The organism is Vreelandella subterranea, assembly GCF_900111305.1.
Taxonomy (GTDB): domain Bacteria; phylum Pseudomonadota; class Gammaproteobacteria; order Pseudomonadales; family Halomonadaceae; genus Vreelandella; species Vreelandella subterranea.
This window is the reverse complement of the sequence record NZ_FOGS01000017.1, coordinates 1-17,261: the sequence shown is the minus strand read 5'-3', so window position 1 is coordinate 17,261 and position 17,261 is coordinate 1. Positions and strand designations below refer to the sequence as shown.

Here is a 17,261-nt window from a genome sequence, read left to right as displayed (position 1 = left end):
CTGATCGCCCAATGAATTGGGCTCCTACGAACCCCCCATGCACATACGTAGGTGGTTGCACCCAGCCCCTGTAGGAGCCCGACTTGTCGGGCGATCAGGTCATCTACAAGCAATCAACCACGGCGCCAGGACGCTTCCCGATCGCGCAATAAATTGCGCTCCTACAGGTCAATCAAAACATCAACCGGCGTTCACTGCTTCTGCAAATGCGCAATAGGCACTTCCACTTGTTGGGGGCGATTCAATAACGTCAGCAGCAGCAGGGCGCGGTCTTGGCCTTTCAGGGCGGTGAGTTGGGCCAACTGGCCTTTGAACGCCCCTTCGGTGACTTCCACGGCATCGCCGGCGTGGAAATACACTTCCTTCGAATCGTCATCTTCAACGCTGTGTTCGCGTAATGTCTCGACGATAGGCGAGGGCACCGCGGCGGGCTGGTCGCCGAACGTCACCAGCTTCAACACCCCCCGGGTAGAACGAATCGGCCGCCAGTTGCTGGCTACTTGATCAAGCTCAATAAACAGGTAATACGGGAAGAGCGGCTCGGTAAGCCACACAAGCTTACCACGGCGCTTTCGCTGCACGCGGAGCACCGGATGAAAGACCTGATAACCCTGGTTTTCCAGCTGCTCGGCCGCGCGGAAAGACTCGCCCCCCTTACATTGGATAAGGTACCATTGCGCGCATTCCGCGTTGGCTTGGCTATCATTAAGGCTCATGTCGCTCCTTGCGTTAGAATGGGTTAACCCAAGGGGTTGCCGAGGCTTGGGCTCAACGCGCATTGTAACAAAATCGCAGTGACCGAACGCAGCAAACACCGTCGTCGGCACGCCAAATGCTAAAAGGCTAGGGCAAGGGAAAACGTCCGGAACAATCCCCGGGCGGTAGCGTGCCTGAAAGGTTTTGTAGACGGCCTGGTTTGGAAACGGAGCACTATGGAAGTCGCGGCTATTTTTACCCTGCTCGTGGTCGTGGCCACGCTAGCCGCCCTCGCGTTCACCCGCATTGCCCCCGATGCCATCCTGATGGCCGCCCTCGGCGCGCTGGTCATCAGCGGCACGTTAACCCCCGGCCAGGCGCTGCAAGGTTTTGCCAACCCAGGGGTAATCACCATTGCTACGCTCTACGTGGTGGCGGCAGGGCTGAAAGAAACCGGCGCCATTCAATGGTTGGCCCATCGATTGTTAGGCCAACCGTCCAGGCTTCGTCAGGCACAGCTACGCGTATTGCTACCCGCCGCCGGGCTCAGCGCCTTTATGAACAACACCACCGTGGTGGCTATGTTCATCCCGGCGATACAGGAATGGGCCGCACGGCTAAAGCTCCCGCCGGGCAAGCTGCTGCTACCGCTCAGCTACGCGGCGATTATCGGCGGTACCTGCACCTTGATTGGCACCAGCACCAACCTGGTAGTGGATGGCCTGCTACAAAGCGAGCGAGGCGTCAGCCTATCGATGTTTTCCCTGGCGTGGGTCGGCGTACCGCTGGTCTTGGTAGGCGGCACTTTTCTGTATTTTTTTACCAACCGCCTGCTGCCGGAACGCCAGGGCGTGCTTGAGCAACTCGAACAGGCCCGCGAATACGTGGTAGATGTCGAGGTAGAAGCCAAAGGCCCCCTGGTGGGTAAAACCATCGCGGACGCTGGCTTGAGTAGCCTGGCCAACGGATACCTGGCGGATATCGAGCGTAACGGCGAGTTGCTCAACGACATCCCCCAAGAAACCACGCTAAAGGCGGGCGACATTCTCATGTTTATCGGCGCGCCTGAGTGCGCCCGCGAGCTACGCCGTATTCGTGGTCTGAAGCCCGCCAGTGGCGATATTCACAAGCTGGATATTGCCCACCACCGGCGCTGCCTGGTGGAAGCCGTCATCGGCCCTGATTTCGGCGGGCTAGGGCAGACCGTCAAGGCGTCGCGCTTTCGCTCCCGCTACCAGGCCGTAATACTGTCCATTTCACGCCACGGCAAAAGTGTGCCCGGCAAGCTGGGGGCGGCAACGCTACAAGTCGGTGATACCTTGCTACTGGAAACCACCCACGACTTTGTCGACCAATACCGCTACCGCAAAGATTTTCTGCTGGTCAGCAGCCTGAATGACTCCACACCGCCGGATTTTCGCAAAGCCCCCGTGGCGCTTGGCATATTGGCGAGCATGGTGATACTCAGCGCCACCGGGCTGCTGTCGATTCTGGAGGCCGCGTTGCTGGCAGGTGGTGGCATGGTCGCCACCCGCTGTGTACCGGTCAGCAAAGCACGCCGCTATATCGACCTTTCCGTACTCGTCGTGATTGCCGCTTCGTTTGCGCTGGGCGCAGGCATGACCGAAACCGGCACCGCCGCCCAGGTCGCCCAATGGTTGCTGCTGGCCGATGACCTGGCCCCCTGGGCCGCGCTGGCACTGGTCTACTTATTGACCGTGGCGTTCACCGAGCTGATTACCAACAACGCCGCCGCCGTGCTGATGTTTCCTATCGCGGTCTCTGTCGCGGACCAGCTAGGCGTGAACTTTCTACCCTTTGCAATCGCCATCATGTTTGCTGCCTCCGCCAGCTTCATGACGCCGTTGGGCTACCAGACCAACCTGATGGTCCTCGGCCCCGGCGGTTACCGCTTCAGCGACTACCTGCGCCTCGGCGCACCGCTCAGCGCGATTGTTGCCATCACGGTGATTACCCTGGTGCCACTGGTATGGCCGTTCTAAGAAGGAAGACGCCGCTGCGCGGCTGAAGAAGTAAGAGGTAAGAGGCCTTTCTTCTTCCTTCTTCCCTCTTCAATCTTCTTTCTCTACTCAAGGATCTTTTGTGACTGCTTTTATCTCGAATGAACGACGCGCCCGCCTGATTGAAGGCGTACATGCCGCCGGGCGTGAGGTCATGGCGGTTTATGAGCGTGATTTCTCCGTCGAGACCAAGGAAGACCAAAGCCCGCTCACCGAAGCGGATATGGCCGCGCATCACTCGCTGGTAGCGCTGCTGGAGAACCTTACCCCTGACGTACCAGTACTCTCCGAAGAGTCTGCCGAGGTGCCTTTTGCCACTCGCCAGACCTGGGAGCGCTACTGGCTGGTCGACCCGTTGGACGGTACCAAGGAATTCATCAACAAGAACGGTGAATTCACCCTCAATGTGGCGCTGATCGAAAACGGCGTGCCGGTGTTCGGCATCGTCTACGCACCGGTGCTGCAAACCACCTGGGTAGGGCAGGTAGGCGGAGAGGTGTTCAAGATCGCGCAGGGCATTTACATCAATATTCAGGTGCGTGAACTGCCAGACCCCGAAACGGCGCCCTGGAAGGTGGTCGGCAGCCGCCGCCACGGCGCAGAAGCCTTCGACGCATTCTGCAGCGGCTTGCCCGCCCACGAGTGCGTCTCAATAGGCAGCTCGATCAAGCTGTGCATGGTGGCGGAAGGCAACGCGGATCTCTACCCGCGCCTCGCCCCCACCTCCGAGTGGGACACCGCCGCCGCCCATGCCATCGTCACCGCCGCCGGCGGCGAAGTGCTCAACGCCGAAACCCTAGAACCGCTACGCTACAATCAGCAGGAAAGCGTAATAAACCCGTATTTCATAGCATACGGCCAACGCGACACACGCTGGGAAGAAGCGCTAAAGAACGTGAAAGGAACCAGCAGGTTTTCGTAGGAGCACGACTTAGTCGAGCGATCAGACCAACTACAAGCACCCACCAGCGGCAACACAACGCAGGTTTTGTAGGAGCACGACTTGTCGAGCGATCAGCCTATCTACAAGCACGTACCAACAGCAGCACAAAGCAGGTTTTCGTAGGAGCACGACTTTGTCGAGCGATCAGACCACCGACAAGCACCCACCAACGGCAGCACAAAGCAGGTTTTTGTAGGAGCACGACTTCGTCGAGCGATCAGCACACCTACAAGCACCCACCAGCGGCAGCACCCGGCAGGTTTTTGTAGGAGCACGACTTTGTCGAGCGATCAGACCATCTACAAGCACCAAACCTACGGCACCATGTCAACGTAGAGCCAATAATAAATAAAATGTATCATGCCGATAAAAAAACACACCAGCAACGCATCTAGCGACATGAATCGCTTCACGCTGCGCTGCATGGCAACCGTCACTAGTAGGGCATGGGAATGCGTCCGTTAAGATCCCCGGGCGGTAGCGTGCCTAATCGTTAAATATCAAAGGTTACACAAAGTGAGCATGGAGCAACCCCCACGCAGTACCTACAATGATGATGAAATCTCACTGGTCGAGTTAGCAAAGGTTCTTATTCATCGCCGTTGGTGGTTTCTAGGTACATTTGTAATAGTGGTGTTGGCGTCAGTGGCTTGGGTGTTACTGCAAAACACTGAAAAACAAAGTGGCACCGATACGTTCAATTACACCACCCAGCTAGCAGTGGGCTACAAAACACCCTCTCATTTGATTGAGCCGTTGCCTTCTATTATTGAGCAGCTTCAAGGCGCCATCATTCCTAATGTAAAACAAAAAAATGATGAATTTTCATCTCTTTCCGCTAAGGTTAGCTATATCGAAGAATCAAATATCGTCACCATTACTAGTGAGAGTGAGCAAAAAAACGGTATCGCTGAGTTTCACGAAGCATTGACTACCCCTATCGTTGAGCGGCATGAACGCCTTCAGCGCAGCCTTGAAAATGAAGGAAATATTATATTTCAAGGCGACCAATCATTACAATTAATCCCTTCAGAAGTTGTTGCATTAGCTGTAAAAACACAGCAAGCCACCGATGCGCCACAAGGTACTAACAGTAAGCTAATACTAGTGCTAGGTATTATTTTAGGAGTTATGTTGGGCATAGTGATGGCATTTTTGGCTGAATTTTGTGCGCGTGTAAAAGAAAGCCTAAATAAAGAGAAATTTAGTTAACTCGCTTCCTGGTATATTGAATAGTAACGTTATGAAGGTACTATGTTTTCACGCGTAAAAAAGCTCTACTGGTTGTTAACTTCGGAGCAGCGCAAAAAACTTCTGCGCCTACAGGTGTTGGTAGTACTGATGGCCTTTGCGGAAGTGGCCGGTGTTGCGGCGATTGGCCCATTTATGGCCGTAGTAGGGGATATCAGCCGCTTGGAAGGTGAGAGTACTCTGGCGCAGTTGTATACCGCCAGCGGAATGGAAACACCTCGCCAGTTTTTATTTTGGCTCGGCATTGCGGTGCTGATGGCATTGACCTGCGCGGCGCTGATTTCGATGTACGCTACTTGGCGCTTGGCGCTTTATGCACAGCAAGTTGGCGCGGAACTTTCTATACGACTCTACCAACACTATATGCAGCAGCCATGGCTGTTTCATGCTAGCGGCAGTAGCAGCCAGCTTACTAATAAGATCGCTCAAGAAACAGGTCGCATTACCAACAGCATCATTCAGCCGCTGATGCAGATGAACGCCAAGGGTGTGATGGCGGTGGTGATGGCTATTACGATCTTTTTGTATAACCCCCTAGTGGCTATTGCCGGATTGTTTATTTTTGGGGTCGCGTATTTCGTTCTCTATCGCACTGTGCGAAAACGTCTAACGCAAAATGGCAAGGTGATCACTCGCACCAATCAACTGCGCTTTAAGTTGATGAACGAAGGGTTCGGCGGTATTAAAGATACCCTGTTGCTTGGCCGCCAGGCGGACTTCAATCAACGCTTCGCCGAAACCAGTCGAGAGATGGGCGTTGCGCGCGGTGTCACTGCAGGCCTAGCACAGGTGCCGCGCTATGCCATGGAGCTGATTGCTTTTGGCGCCGTCATTTTTTTAGTGCTCTATTTGCTAGCCGCCCACGATGGCAATCTTGGCCAAATTCTACCTGTGCTCTCAGTATACGCATTGGCTGGCTTTAAACTTTTGCCAGCCTTTCAGCAGATCTACACCAGTCTAGCCAACGTTAAAGGCAATATTGCAGCTTTCGACAGCCTCGAAAACGATTTGGCAGCCAGCCAGAATGCTACTGCTGGCAAGCCCGCTGCAGCAGCCGGCAAACTATCTCCAAAACAACGTATTACCCTTGAAAATATTCACTTTGCCTACCCTGGGAAAGAGGAAAAAGCGCTTGATGGTCTAACGCTTGAAATACCGCGTAACCAAGTGATTGGCCTAGTCGGTGCCTCAGGCTCCGGCAAATCAACGGCTATTGACGTTTTGCTCGGCCTAATGCTGCCGCAGCAGGGCGCGTTAAAAGTGGATGGTGAAATACTCACTGGAGATCGTCTACGGGCCTGGCAAAATAGCGTTGGCTTTGTGCCGCAAGCGATTTTTCTTGCCGATGCCAGTATTCGTGAGAACATCGCGTTCGGCCTGTCTTCTTCTGAAATCGACGAAGGGCGAGTGCTGCGAGCTGCTCAAATGGCCCATTTGGATGAATTGCTTGAGCGTCTGCCCGATGGCCTGGATACTCGCGTTGGTGAGCGCGGTATACAGCTGTCAGGCGGACAGCGGCAGCGGATCGGCATTGCTAGAGCACTCTACGATGACGCCGAGGTGCTCGTTTTAGATGAAGCTACCAGTGCGCTAGACGGCATTACGGAAAAGTTAGTGATGGAGGCCATCAATGATTTCGCAGGCAAAAAAACCATCATCATGATTGCCCATCGCCTAGCCACAGTAAAACAGTGTGATTGCATTTATCTGCTCAAAGACGGCCAAGTAGACTCGCAGGGCACTTATGACGAGTTGGCTGAGCGTAGCACTATCTTTCAGCGCATGACTGAGCATGCGTAGAAACAAAATTAAAGGGAAGCACCTGGATGTTTAACGATTCCACTATCCTCATTACCGGCGGAACGGGCTCTTTTGGTCACAAGTTTATTCCCATGACGTTGGAAAAATATAACCCAAAAAAAATCATCGTTTTCTCTCGTGACGAGATGAAACAATGGGAAATGGCTAAATTATTCGAAGGGGAAGACCGCCTGCGCTTCTTCATCGGTGATGTTCGTGATCGTGAACGTATGTACCGTGCGCTGGATGGAGTAGATTATGTAGTGCATGCAGCTGCCACAAAAATTGTCCCTACTGCCGAGTACAATCCGTTTGAGTGCATCAAGACCAATATTAACGGCGCTATGAACGTGATTGATGCGTGTATCGATAAAGGCGTTAAAGGTGTCGTTGCGTTGTCCACTGATAAAGCCAGCAGCCCTATCAACTTATACGGTGCGACTAAGTTGGCATCTGATAAAGTTTTTGTAGCAGGTAACTCCTACGCTGGTGGCCACGAAACCAAATTTTCAGTCGTGCGCTACGGTAATGTAATGGGGTCACGTGGTTCTGTGATTCCGTTCTTTATGTCCATCAAAGATAAAGGCGCACTGCCAATTACAGATTCTCGGATGAGTCGTTTTATGATCAGCTTGGAGCAGGGTGTGGAATTGGTTTGGCATGCCTTTGAAGACATGGTGGGTGGCGAGATTTACGTGAAGAAAATTCCTTCCATGAAGATGACTGACCTGGCACGCGTAGTTGCTCCTGAAGCAAAGCAGGAAATAATCGGTATTCGTCCTGGTGAAAAACTGCACGAACAAATGATTGGTTCAGAAGACTCCCACTTTACCTATGAGTATGCGGAGCACTTCAAGATATTGCCGAGTATAAATAACTGGGGGAACTCAGTAGAACGTATCAAGGATGGCAAAAAGGTACCTGAAGGTTTTGTGTATTCAAGCGATAACAACACCGAATGGATGACTGACGACGAGCTTAAAAGCTGGATTGATAATCATTATAACGAAATCGGTAAGATTTAATAATGATTCCTTATGGAAAACAGGACATCACCCAATCTGATATTGATGCTGTAGTTGAGGTATTGACGTCAGACTTTCTGACGCAAGGCCCGATGGTGCCTGCTTTCGAGCAGAAAGTAGCCGATCATGTGGGTGCGAAACATGCGTTTGCCGTAAACAGCGCTACATCAGCGCTGCATATCGCCTGCAAAGCCTTGGGCCTTGGGCCAGGCGATTGGCTTTGGACCACGCCCATCACCTTCGTGGCTTCTGCCAACTGTGGCTTGTATTGCGGTGCTCAGGTCGATTTTGTGGACATCGACCCGAAAACCTACAACCTCTGTCCGCAAGCCCTCGAAGCCAAACTGGAGGCAGCCGAGCTGGAAAACCGCCTGCCAAAAGTGCTGGTGGCCGTTCACCTATGTGGCCAACCCTGCGATATGGAAGCGATATATAACCTAAGCCAGCGCTTTGGTTTCCGCATCGTTGAAGATGCTTCCCACGCTATTGGTGGTAAGTATAAGGGTGAGTTTATAGGTAATGGGCACTACAGTGACATTACCGTGTTCAGTTTCCACCCGGTAAAGATTGTTACTACCGCTGAAGGCGGCATGGCGCTAACCAATGATGACGAATTAGCCAGTCACATGAACCTGTTGCGCAGCCACGGCGTGACCCGTGATCAGCAGTTGATGACGCATGAACCGGACGGCCCCTGGTATTACCAGCAGGTAGAGTTGGGCTATAACTATCGTATGACCGAACTGCAGGCTGCGTTGGGTATCAGCCAGATGGGTCGACTGGATGAGTTTGTTGTTCGCCGCCATGAACTGGCCAAGAGTTATGATCAACTCTTAGAAGGCCTGCCTGTGACAACGCCCTGGCAGCATCCGGACAGCTACTCAGGCCTGCATCTTTATGTGATACGCCTGCAGCTGGGAGGAATCAACAAAACACACCGTCAGGTGTTTGAGTCTCTGAGAGAGCACGGCATCGGTGTGAACTTGCACTACATCCCCGTTCATACCCAACCCTATTACCAGGAAATGGGCTTTGAACCAGAAGCCTTCCCGCAAGCCATGCAGTATTACCGTGAAGCTATCAGTCTACCGATGTTTCCAAACATGCCTGTTTCCGTGTCTATTAAAATATCAGATATTCTGAAAGGACTATTAAATGACTAATATTGTAAAAATAGGTGATAAATATGTTGGTGATGGCGAAAAAACATTTATCACTTTTGAGGCTGGTCCTACACACAATGGTTTAGAAAGCGCAAAGCTTCTAGTGAAACATGCTGCAGAGGCTGGCGGTGATGCAGTCAAATTTCAGATTTTTGATCCAGATGAACTTGTGGCTGATAAAGAGCTGATGTATAGCTACGATGTATTGATTGATAAGCAAACAGGAAAAACTGAAACGGTTTCTGAATCGTTATATGAGATTTTCAAAAGGCGCAGCATGTCTGAAAGCTCATGGAAAGAGCTTAAAAAGTATGCTGATGACTTAGGTCTTACTTTTTTTGCAACTATCGGAGATGAGTCAGGATTTGAGTTGGTAAAATCTATTGGCTGCCACTCTATTAAAATTGCATCAGCAGACGTTAACTACCTACCGTGGCTAAGAAAAATTGCGAAGTTGGGAGTGTCGCTTCAGTTAGATACTGGCAATGCCACTTTTGGTGAAATCGAACAAGCTGTAGACGTTATTAAAAGTGAAGGTAACGATCAAATCATCATTCATAATTGTCCTTCTGGTTACCCTGCACATCTTGATAGTATAAATCTTAATATGCTTCCGAACCTTAAAAATATCTTTAAGTGCCCGGTTGCCTATTCAGACCATTCCCCTGGGGAAACAATGGATGTCGCAGCAATAGCTCTTGGGGCAAATCTGGTAGAAAAAACGATTACAGAAGACAAAATGACTCGAAGTGTTGAACATGTGATGTCTATTGAGCCACACGAAATGAAAAAATTTGTAGACACTATACGAGACGTGGAGCGAGCAATGGGCGAACCACGTAGAATTATGACTGATCATGAGAAGCAAAAACGCTTAAATGCTCGAAGAAGCGCTATTCTGGATGAAGCAGTAACTGAAGGACAAACGCTATCTTCAGCAAAAGTAAAGTTCAAAAGGCCTGGTTATGGTGTTGCACCTGATCAATATGAAAAAATGGTTGGTATGTCTTTTAATAAAGCATTGCCAAAAGGGCATGTGCTATCAGTTCAAGACCTCTCATGAAGCCAGTAGCGATTATACCAGCGAGAGGGGGGTCTAAGCGCCTTCCTCGTAAAAACATCTTGCTTCTAGACGGAAAATCATTGCTAGCCAGAGTAATAGACTGTTGCCAAAATAGTGAACTGTTTGGGGAGGTTATTGTTTCGACAGAAGATGATGAAATAGTTGAAATTGCTAAAGACGCCGGCGCATACGTTCATGTCAGAAGTCCTTCTTTAGCACAAGATAGATCAACAGTGGTTGAGGTGTGTGAAGATGTGCTGATTAATAGTAGTTACGATTTTTTTTGCTGTGTTTACGCAACAGCAGCAATGTTGACTCCGGCAACACTACAGAAATCTTTTGAGAGATTTATTAGTAATCCAGATGTCAATGTTGTGATGGGTGTCTCCTCTTATAATTATTCACCAGTACAAGCTTTGAAAGTAGATTATAATGGAAAAGCTGAGGTTTTGCTCCCGGAATATTTGGGCGTTCAGTCGCAATTCCAGCCTAAGCTTCGGGTAAGCAATGGGACATTTTGTTGGGGAAGAAAAGAGTCATTTCTAAAAGAGAAAACATTTTATAGTAATAAACTTTGTGTTTTCGATGTGCCGGAAGATGAGGTGTGTGATTTAGATACGCCAGCTGATTATGAGATGCTATTAGCGAAGTATAAAAATAAATTTAGCTAGATGAGATAAATTAATATTACATTATCATTGAATAAAATGAAATTCATTATCAGAGTTGATGCTTCAGTCCAGATTGGTACCGGGCATGTTATGAGATGTCTGGCTCTGGCTGAAGAGTTGCGTCGACAAGGCCACCAGTGCCTGTTTATTTGTAGAAACCACAAAGGCAACATAGCGGAATTGATTGTTCAAAAAGGTTTTGAACTTCATCTGCTGCATTCACCAAAGCAAACAGAAAAGTTTGTAAAAGATGAACAAGCAGTGGTTCACTCCGGTTGGTTGGGCGTGCCATGGCAAACGGATGCACAGCAAACACTTGAAGTGCTTGTCAACCACAATCCAGATTGGCTTATTGTCGACCATTACGCGCTTGATGCCAAATGGGAGCGTCAATTGGTTGAAGCCGTTGGTCAGATTTTAGTGATTGATGACCTGGCAGACCGGGAGCATATGTCTACGGTATTGCTGGATCAAAACTTTGGCCGACAATCTACAGATTATGATGAACTGGTTCCTCCGACCTGTACAAAGCTGATCGGTCCAAAGTATGCGCTGCTCCGTACTGAATTCGCAGAGATGAGGGCGGCCAGCCTTGAACGCAGGCGCACATTGGAGCTTAAACGTATCCTCATCTCCCTGGGAGGAGTTGACCGCACCAATGTGACCGGCCAGATACTTGGAGCACTTTCAAGCAGCACACTTCCCCCAGAGATCGAATTAGACATTGTGATGGGTCGATCTGCTCCTCATCTTGAAACTGTAAAAAAACAGGCTTTGGAACTTCCTTTCCAGGCAACAGTTAGTGTGAGTGTCAGTAATATGGCTGAACGAATGTGTCTTGCGGATCTGGCAATTGGTGCTGCAGGGAGTACTGCGTGGGAAATGTGTTGTCTAGGGCTTCCGGCTATTCTTCTGGTTTTGGCAGACAATCAGAGAATGGTTAATCAATCTTTGATTAAAGCTGGCATCGCTAAGGGGTTAGACATTCAGGCCTTAAAAACAGAAGACAGTATAAAAATTGATAATGTGGTGAAGGATGCTTGGTGCGCAGCTCCAACCATGACTGAGAAAGGAGCCTCTGTTGCTGACGGATTTGGTTGTGCAAGGCTAGCAAATTTTCTGGTGGGGGTCTAAATGCATTCGATTATTGTGACGGGTGCCAATCGCGGTCTGGGAAAAGAGTTGCATGATATATTGGTCGAAAACGAACTACTGTTTGGAAACCTTATTTTCATCTCTCGTGTACCAGTAGCTGAGCCTCAAAAAAGTTGTCGATACATCCAGACAGACTTTGGGGGACAGAGTGGTCTGGATCTAACCTCGGCCATCAGCTCTGATAACAAAGCTGTAGTGTTTATTAATAATGCTGGAACCATTGAGCCGATCGGTAAAGCCCAGAATATAGCAGTATCGGATATGGAAAACGCGTTACGCATTAATTGCATTGCCCCTTTAGCAATTAGCCAACAATTAGTCAGAAAGACGAAAGAGCTTGATGCTCGTCTACTAGTTCTTAACGTTAGCACTGGAGCTGCCCGTCGTCCGATTAATGGATGGATGACCTATTGCGTTAGTAAAGCGGCAGCTGTAATGGCCTTGGACGTCCTCGCTTCAGAAAATGACCACGTTGAAATCCTGCATTTCGATCCAGGTGTAATGGATACCAGTATGCAAAGCTATATAAGGTCAAAATCTACCAATATCATGCCTGAGGTCGATTTTTTTCGAGAATTAAAAACTAACGGAGCCCTGAAAAATCCACGTGAAGTGGCAGAAAATATCATTGATGTTGTGCGAGACTTCCTTTTATGAAAATCGCCGTGCTCTCCGATCTTCATTCTAATATATATGCTTTTAAAAATGTTTTGAATGACCTTGATAATGAGAATGTGAGTAAAATTCTCATTGCAGGTGATTTGATTGGCTATTATTACTGGCCTCATGAAATTATCAAGCGGATAAGATTTGATAATCGTTTTATTTGCATTCGTGGAAACCACGAGCACATTCTCCAAGAGGTTTTGACTAACAGGGGGGCAGCCCAAAGGCATCGTGTGAAGTATGGCTCTGGATATAAAGTCTGCCAACAACTACTTTCTGAATCAGATTTGGAATGGCTTTTGTCGTTGCCGGACGAGATAGATCTGTCTATAGATGGTGTCACATTTCATATTGAGCATGGCACACTAGGGACTAGTGATAAATATCTTTATCCCGATGCTCCTCTGGCAAAATTGTTAAAAAACTACTCAGATGCAAAGTACACAATATTTGGCCATACACATTATCCATTTCTACATGAGCATCAAGGGCGGTACCTGTTGAACCCTGGATCAGTCGGTCAGCCTAGAGATACTGGTGGTTTAGCGAGCTATATTATTATTAATACTGATAATGACGTTATCCGTTTCAAAAGGACCTCGTTTGATAAATTGGCCATTATCAATGCCTCACGTGAGCATGATCCAAATCTTGGCTATCTTGCCGATATAATGAATAGGTGACTAAGTTCATGAAAGTTCTTGTGAGTGGTATTGGTGGGGACATTGGTTTAGGTATTGCCCGAATCCTGAAAGGTTGGGGAGTTTTTTCACATATTTATGGTATCGACATACATTCGGATCATCCGGGATCCCTTATTGTTGATCAATGTGCCGTTGCTCCAAAGGCGGATGACGAAAGCTATATTTTGTGGCTATCGACTTATATCACTGATAATGAAATCGATGTGTTCATTCCTAGTAGTGAGTCTGAAATTAATGCTTTAGTCACGTTACGCTTGGACCGAATTGCTGGTGCAAAGATAATTAAAAACAATGAATTGACCATCCAGAAATCATTGGACAAGTATGAGTGCCTGTCCTACTTGTCATCTTGTGGAATACCAGTTCCCACTCACGGGCTGGTTGGTAGCACTTTTCCATCTAATTATCCTGTCATTGCAAAACCACGTTCGGGACAAGGTAGCAAAGGTATTACCTTAGTAAGGAATGTAGAAGAATTGAAAAGTTGTCAATCTGGCTGGGTTTGGCAGAGTTATCTCTCTCCTGATGACCAAGAATATACATGCGCAGTCTACGGAACACCTAGAAATGATATGCATGTCTTGGTGATCAAACGTAAACTAGTGCACGGGATGACTGGCAGTGGTGTCGTAGTGGCCAATCAAGAAATAGAGAGGTATGTTCGCTTAATAGCGGAAGCCATGCAGCTCGATGGGGCAATCAATATACAGCTTCGCCTTACTAAAAGTGGCCCATTATTATTTGAAATTAATCCACGGTTGTCCAGTACACTCGTTTTTCGTGACAAGATGGGGTTCGCTGATCTTAGATGGTGGGTGGCTGCTAAATTAGGACTTGATAGCCCTCCGTTTATGATGCCAAAAGCGGGAACGCATTTTTACCGTGGTTCCCAGGAATATATTTCTACTTTCTAACCGTGAGGTGTTTAATGGCAACTCCTTCTATTACAATTGCTGGGCGTAAAATTTCCATAAACGAAGAACCATACGTCATAGCTGAACTATCAGCTAATCATAACGGAAAGTTGGAAACAGCCTTTCAGATTATAGAAGCGGCAGCAAAAGCTGGTGCAGATGCAGTCAAACTTCAGACATATCGTCCTGATACGATTACTCTGAATTCGGATGCTGAAGATTTTATTATCAAAGGCGGGTTGTGGGATGGCCGTTCGCTATACGAACTTTATGAAGAGGCGCACATGCCTTGGGAGTGGCACAAACCTCTCTTCGAACACGCTCGAAAAATAGGTATTCCAATTTTCAGCTCCCCGTTCGATACTACCGCTGTCGATCTGCTGGAAGATTTGAACACGCCGGCCTACAAAATTGCCTCCTTCGAAGCGGTAGACTTACCACTTATTCGTTATGTCGCGGCTACTGGCAAGCCCATGATCATATCCACTGGCATGGCCAATGCTGAGGAAATTCAGGAAGCTATCACGGCAGCTAGAGAGGGTGGCTGTAAAGAATTGGCAATTCTGCATTGTGTTACCGGTTATCCTGCTCCCGCAGAAGACTACAATTTGAGAACGATTCCAGATATGATTGAGCGCTTTGGGTTGGTCACAGGCTTGTCAGACCATACTCTGGATAATACCACTGCTATTGCCAGCATTGTGAAGGGCGCGTCTCTTATTGAAAAGCACTTCACACTAAACCGTAACGGCGGTGGCCCGGACGATAGCTTTTCATTGGAACCTGCCGACTTGGCTGCGCTCTGCAAGGATAGTAAAACGGCTTGGAAAGCCCTTGGTGAGGTAAACTACGGCCGTAAATCCAGCGAGCATGGTAATATTCAGTTTCGGCGATCACTGTATTTTGTAAAGGACATGAAAGCCGGCGAAGTAATTACTGAAGACTGTGTGCGGAGTGTGCGACCGGGTTTCGGATTGGCGCCTAAAGAGCTAGAAAAAGTGATAGGTGCTAAAACCAGCAAAGTAGTAGTTGCAAATACACCTGTTAGTTTAGACTCGCTCAGTTTGTGATTTTTTCTATTCCAGATTTCAATGATCAGTATCATTATAATCAAGGTTAATTAAAAAATATATAACTTGTTGGTGTTATTATTGAGATAAGGTTAGTTATTTTTATCTATCTTTTTATGAGTTATGAGTTATGAGTTATGAGTTATGAGTTGTATTGCCTTTTGCTATGCCAGTATTGATAAGTAACTTTCTCTTTGAGCTTGGTTTTTGTTAGTTAACTTTTATAAAATTAAAGAGGGCTGTGAGCGCAATGAATAAAAATATATTAATGTTTTTTGCTCCTAAGTTTAAAGAGCTTGGTTGTGATGTAGCCAAAGATTACTTAGTTAAATGTGGAGGCGGAAAAGTACATGGCATATGTACAGGACCATCATCTGTAAAGCGGACAGTAAGTGATTTGCTCCGCGATGTGGGCGGGAGTTTTTGGCACATTGAGTCAGAGGAACTAAAATGGCTCTCGCAAACCACTACTGACGATGAGCTTGCGATAATAGATTCAGAGCTCGGCGTGGGAGCACTAGGGCGAATCATTTCGGCTGACCGCCGTGTTGGCAGTGGGTTCGTCCGCGGTGGTCTTTGTAGGCCTGACCTATTAGCGAATAAGATTGCTACATCACCAGAAGCAATGCCTCAGCAATATATTGCAGGTTTATATCAATTTCTTGATGAATGTTTGAAAAAAACTAAGCCAGATATTGTTTTCATTTACGCCGTTGCCGGGGCGCCTGCCTTAATGCTAGCTGAGATGGCTAAAGCGCGAAATATTCCTTTTTGCCGCCCTGCGCCAGCACGTATTGGGAATCGTATGCTCATTGATGATGATCCAAGGGGGCGTCTTAGTTCTGTAGCAAGGCTTTTCAAAAGTCTAAACAATACTGAGATAATAGAAAAGGAAAAGCAAGCGAAGAATCTTCTCGAAGAATTTAGATCATGCCCAGAGCCACCGGAATATATGGTTCGAAACCATGCAATATTGAACTCTAACCTTCCTGTTAAGGTTACAATCAGTGCAATAATTACTACCATTAAGGCCTGTTTAAAAATACCCCGTGGTCAACGGGATGTTCAAATAGTTGTTTCTCGGGTTTGGTGGGGCGTACTAAATAGTTGGCGGAGAAACTATGTTTTACGTTCATTCAGTAGAGTTGAACTTAATAAAAAATTTATTTACTACCCTCTGCATGTTGACCCTGAAGCATCAACTCAGGTGCTATCTCCTTATCACACAGACCAACTGTCAGTTATTGAGGCTCTAGCTAAAAGTGCTCCTGCAGATATGATGGTTGTGGTGAAGGAGCATGCTCCAATGGTAGGCAAACGTCCAAAAGGCTTTTATAGTAAAATTAGAAGAATGCCGCGTGTGGTACTTTTGGGACCTGAATATGTAGGCTTGGACTTGGTACAGAAAGCGTCCATTACTGCTGTGCTGACGGGTACAGCTGCGTGGGAAGCGATCAGGTTAGGTAAGTCTACAGTAGTTATTGGCGACTCTCCCTTTCTTGCTATTGGCTCTGGTGCTATATATGAGCCGAACTTGGCGAATTTCCCTGAGGCCCTGAATCGTGCGCTTGAACTAACTCCTGCTTCTGATGAAGAACTTATCCGTTATATTTCTGCGTTGCTCGTTGAGTCGTTTGAAATGGACTCATCTATAATGTGGGGCGATTACTTGAAGCATGATGATGCTCAACGACAAAAAGCTGTATCGGATATTGCAGATGGAATTCTTCGGCGTGAAGTTGAGCAGCGGTATACTCATAATATGGCTCTTCGACGTTGGGTGTGGAATTCGCCCCCTGAGCTGGGCCAGAATATGACCTCCCCAACAGCAGTAGGTATGACATGGACGGCACTCAGATTCTGACGCTCGGCCTGGGCTTGGAACCACCCTGGATTCTCAAGGATCAGCACCTGGATACCGCTGTGTCACCACACCGCCTGGATCTCTATGTCGAGGCCGAGCGCGGTAGTCTCTACCCCTGTCCAGAGTGCGGTAAAGCCTGCCAAGCCCATGACTTTGCCGACAAAACCTGGCGGCATCTAAACTTCTTCCAGCACCATTGTTACCTGCATGCTCGCGTGCCTCGCACGAAGTGCCCTGAACATGGCGTCAAACGCA

General features: G+C 48.1%; 16 protein-coding genes. 15 read left to right on the top strand and 1 reads right to left on the bottom strand.

The features are described 5' to 3' along the window. Positions 1-191 precede the first annotated feature (191 nt). Entirely contained in the window at positions 192-716 is a 525-nt protein-coding gene (gene rfaH, locus BMX75_RS17415; protein ID WP_092830908.1) for a transcription/translation regulatory transformer protein RfaH, read from the bottom strand. A gap of 216 nt (positions 717-932) precedes the next feature. On the opposite strand from rfaH, the gene BMX75_RS17410 reads away from it, so the two are divergent. The 15 genes from BMX75_RS17410 to BMX75_RS17340 form a co-directional block, all read left to right on the top strand. Then, positions 933-2,699 carry an SLC13 family permease gene (locus BMX75_RS17410; protein WP_092830906.1) on the top strand — a complete coding sequence of 589 codons (1,767 nt, stop codon included), beginning with the start codon at positions 933-935 and terminating at the stop codon, positions 2,697-2,699. 100 nt (positions 2,700-2,799) lie between these two features. Beyond that, a complete protein-coding gene (cysQ, locus tag BMX75_RS17405; protein WP_092830904.1) occupies positions 2,800-3,639 on the top strand; it encodes a 3'(2'),5'-bisphosphate nucleotidase CysQ in 840 nt (279 codons plus the stop codon). A 537-nt stretch (positions 3,640-4,176) separates the two neighbouring features. Beyond that, complete coding sequence (locus tag BMX75_RS17400; protein WP_139197183.1) at positions 4,177-4,872, top strand: YveK family protein; 696 nt, start codon at positions 4,177-4,179, stop codon at positions 4,870-4,872. Positions 4,873-4,914: 42 nt separating this feature from the next. Next, positions 4,915-6,711, top strand: a complete 1,797-nt coding sequence (locus tag BMX75_RS17395) for an ABC transporter ATP-binding protein (protein ID WP_092830900.1) — start codon at positions 4,915-4,917, stop codon at positions 6,709-6,711. Positions 6,712-6,737: 26 nt separating this feature from the next. Next, entirely contained in the window at positions 6,738-7,736 is a 999-nt protein-coding gene (gene pseB / locus BMX75_RS17390; RefSeq protein WP_092830898.1) for a UDP-N-acetylglucosamine 4,6-dehydratase (inverting), read from the top strand. A 2-nt stretch (positions 7,737-7,738) separates the two neighbouring features. Further along, positions 7,739-8,899, top strand: coding sequence for a UDP-4-amino-4,6-dideoxy-N-acetyl-beta-L-altrosamine transaminase (gene pseC / locus BMX75_RS17385; RefSeq protein ID WP_092830896.1), 1,161 nt, complete (start codon positions 7,739-7,741; stop codon positions 8,897-8,899). Further along, the gene (locus tag BMX75_RS17380) at positions 8,892-9,962 is read left to right on the top strand and encodes an N-acetylneuraminate synthase family protein (protein WP_092830894.1); all 1,071 of its coding nucleotides are present in this window, start codon (positions 8,892-8,894) and stop codon (positions 9,960-9,962) included. Before pseC ends, BMX75_RS17380 begins: the two co-directional genes overlap by 8 nt. Then, positions 9,959-10,633 (top strand): acylneuraminate cytidylyltransferase family protein, encoded by a 675-nt coding sequence (locus BMX75_RS17375; protein ID WP_092830892.1) that lies wholly within the window; start codon positions 9,959-9,961, stop codon positions 10,631-10,633. The genes BMX75_RS17380 and BMX75_RS17375 overlap by 4 nt, the downstream gene beginning before the upstream one ends. A 36-nt stretch (positions 10,634-10,669) precedes the next feature. Beyond that, the gene (gene pseG / locus BMX75_RS17370) at positions 10,670-11,767 is read left to right on the top strand and encodes a UDP-2,4-diacetamido-2,4,6-trideoxy-beta-L-altropyranose hydrolase (RefSeq protein ID WP_092830890.1); all 1,098 of its coding nucleotides are present in this window, start codon (positions 10,670-10,672) and stop codon (positions 11,765-11,767) included. Continuing rightward, entirely contained in the window at positions 11,768-12,445 is a 678-nt protein-coding gene (locus tag BMX75_RS17365) for an SDR family NAD(P)-dependent oxidoreductase (RefSeq protein WP_092830888.1), read from the top strand. Next, on the top strand, positions 12,442-13,137 hold the full coding sequence (locus BMX75_RS17360) for a metallophosphoesterase family protein (RefSeq protein ID WP_092830886.1): 696 nt from the start codon (positions 12,442-12,444) through the stop codon (positions 13,135-13,137). The genes BMX75_RS17365 and BMX75_RS17360 overlap by 4 nt, the downstream gene beginning before the upstream one ends. A gap of 8 nt (positions 13,138-13,145) precedes the next feature. Beyond that, on the top strand, positions 13,146-14,072 hold the full coding sequence (locus BMX75_RS17355; protein ID WP_092830884.1) for an ATP-grasp domain-containing protein: 927 nt from the start codon (positions 13,146-13,148) through the stop codon (positions 14,070-14,072). A gap of 14 nt (positions 14,073-14,086) precedes the next feature. After that, positions 14,087-15,142: a pseudaminic acid synthase gene (gene pseI, locus BMX75_RS17350; protein ID WP_092830882.1), complete on the top strand. Its 1,056-nt coding sequence runs from the start codon at positions 14,087-14,089 to the stop codon at positions 15,140-15,142. A gap of 250 nt (positions 15,143-15,392) precedes the next feature. Next, a complete protein-coding gene (locus tag BMX75_RS18005) occupies positions 15,393-17,006 on the top strand; it encodes a hypothetical protein (RefSeq protein WP_139197182.1) in 1,614 nt (537 codons plus the stop codon). Then, the coding region (locus BMX75_RS17340) for a transposase family protein (RefSeq protein ID WP_139197181.1) at positions 16,985-17,261 on the top strand (277 nt) is incomplete at its 3' end. The genes BMX75_RS18005 and BMX75_RS17340, both read left to right, overlap by 22 nt.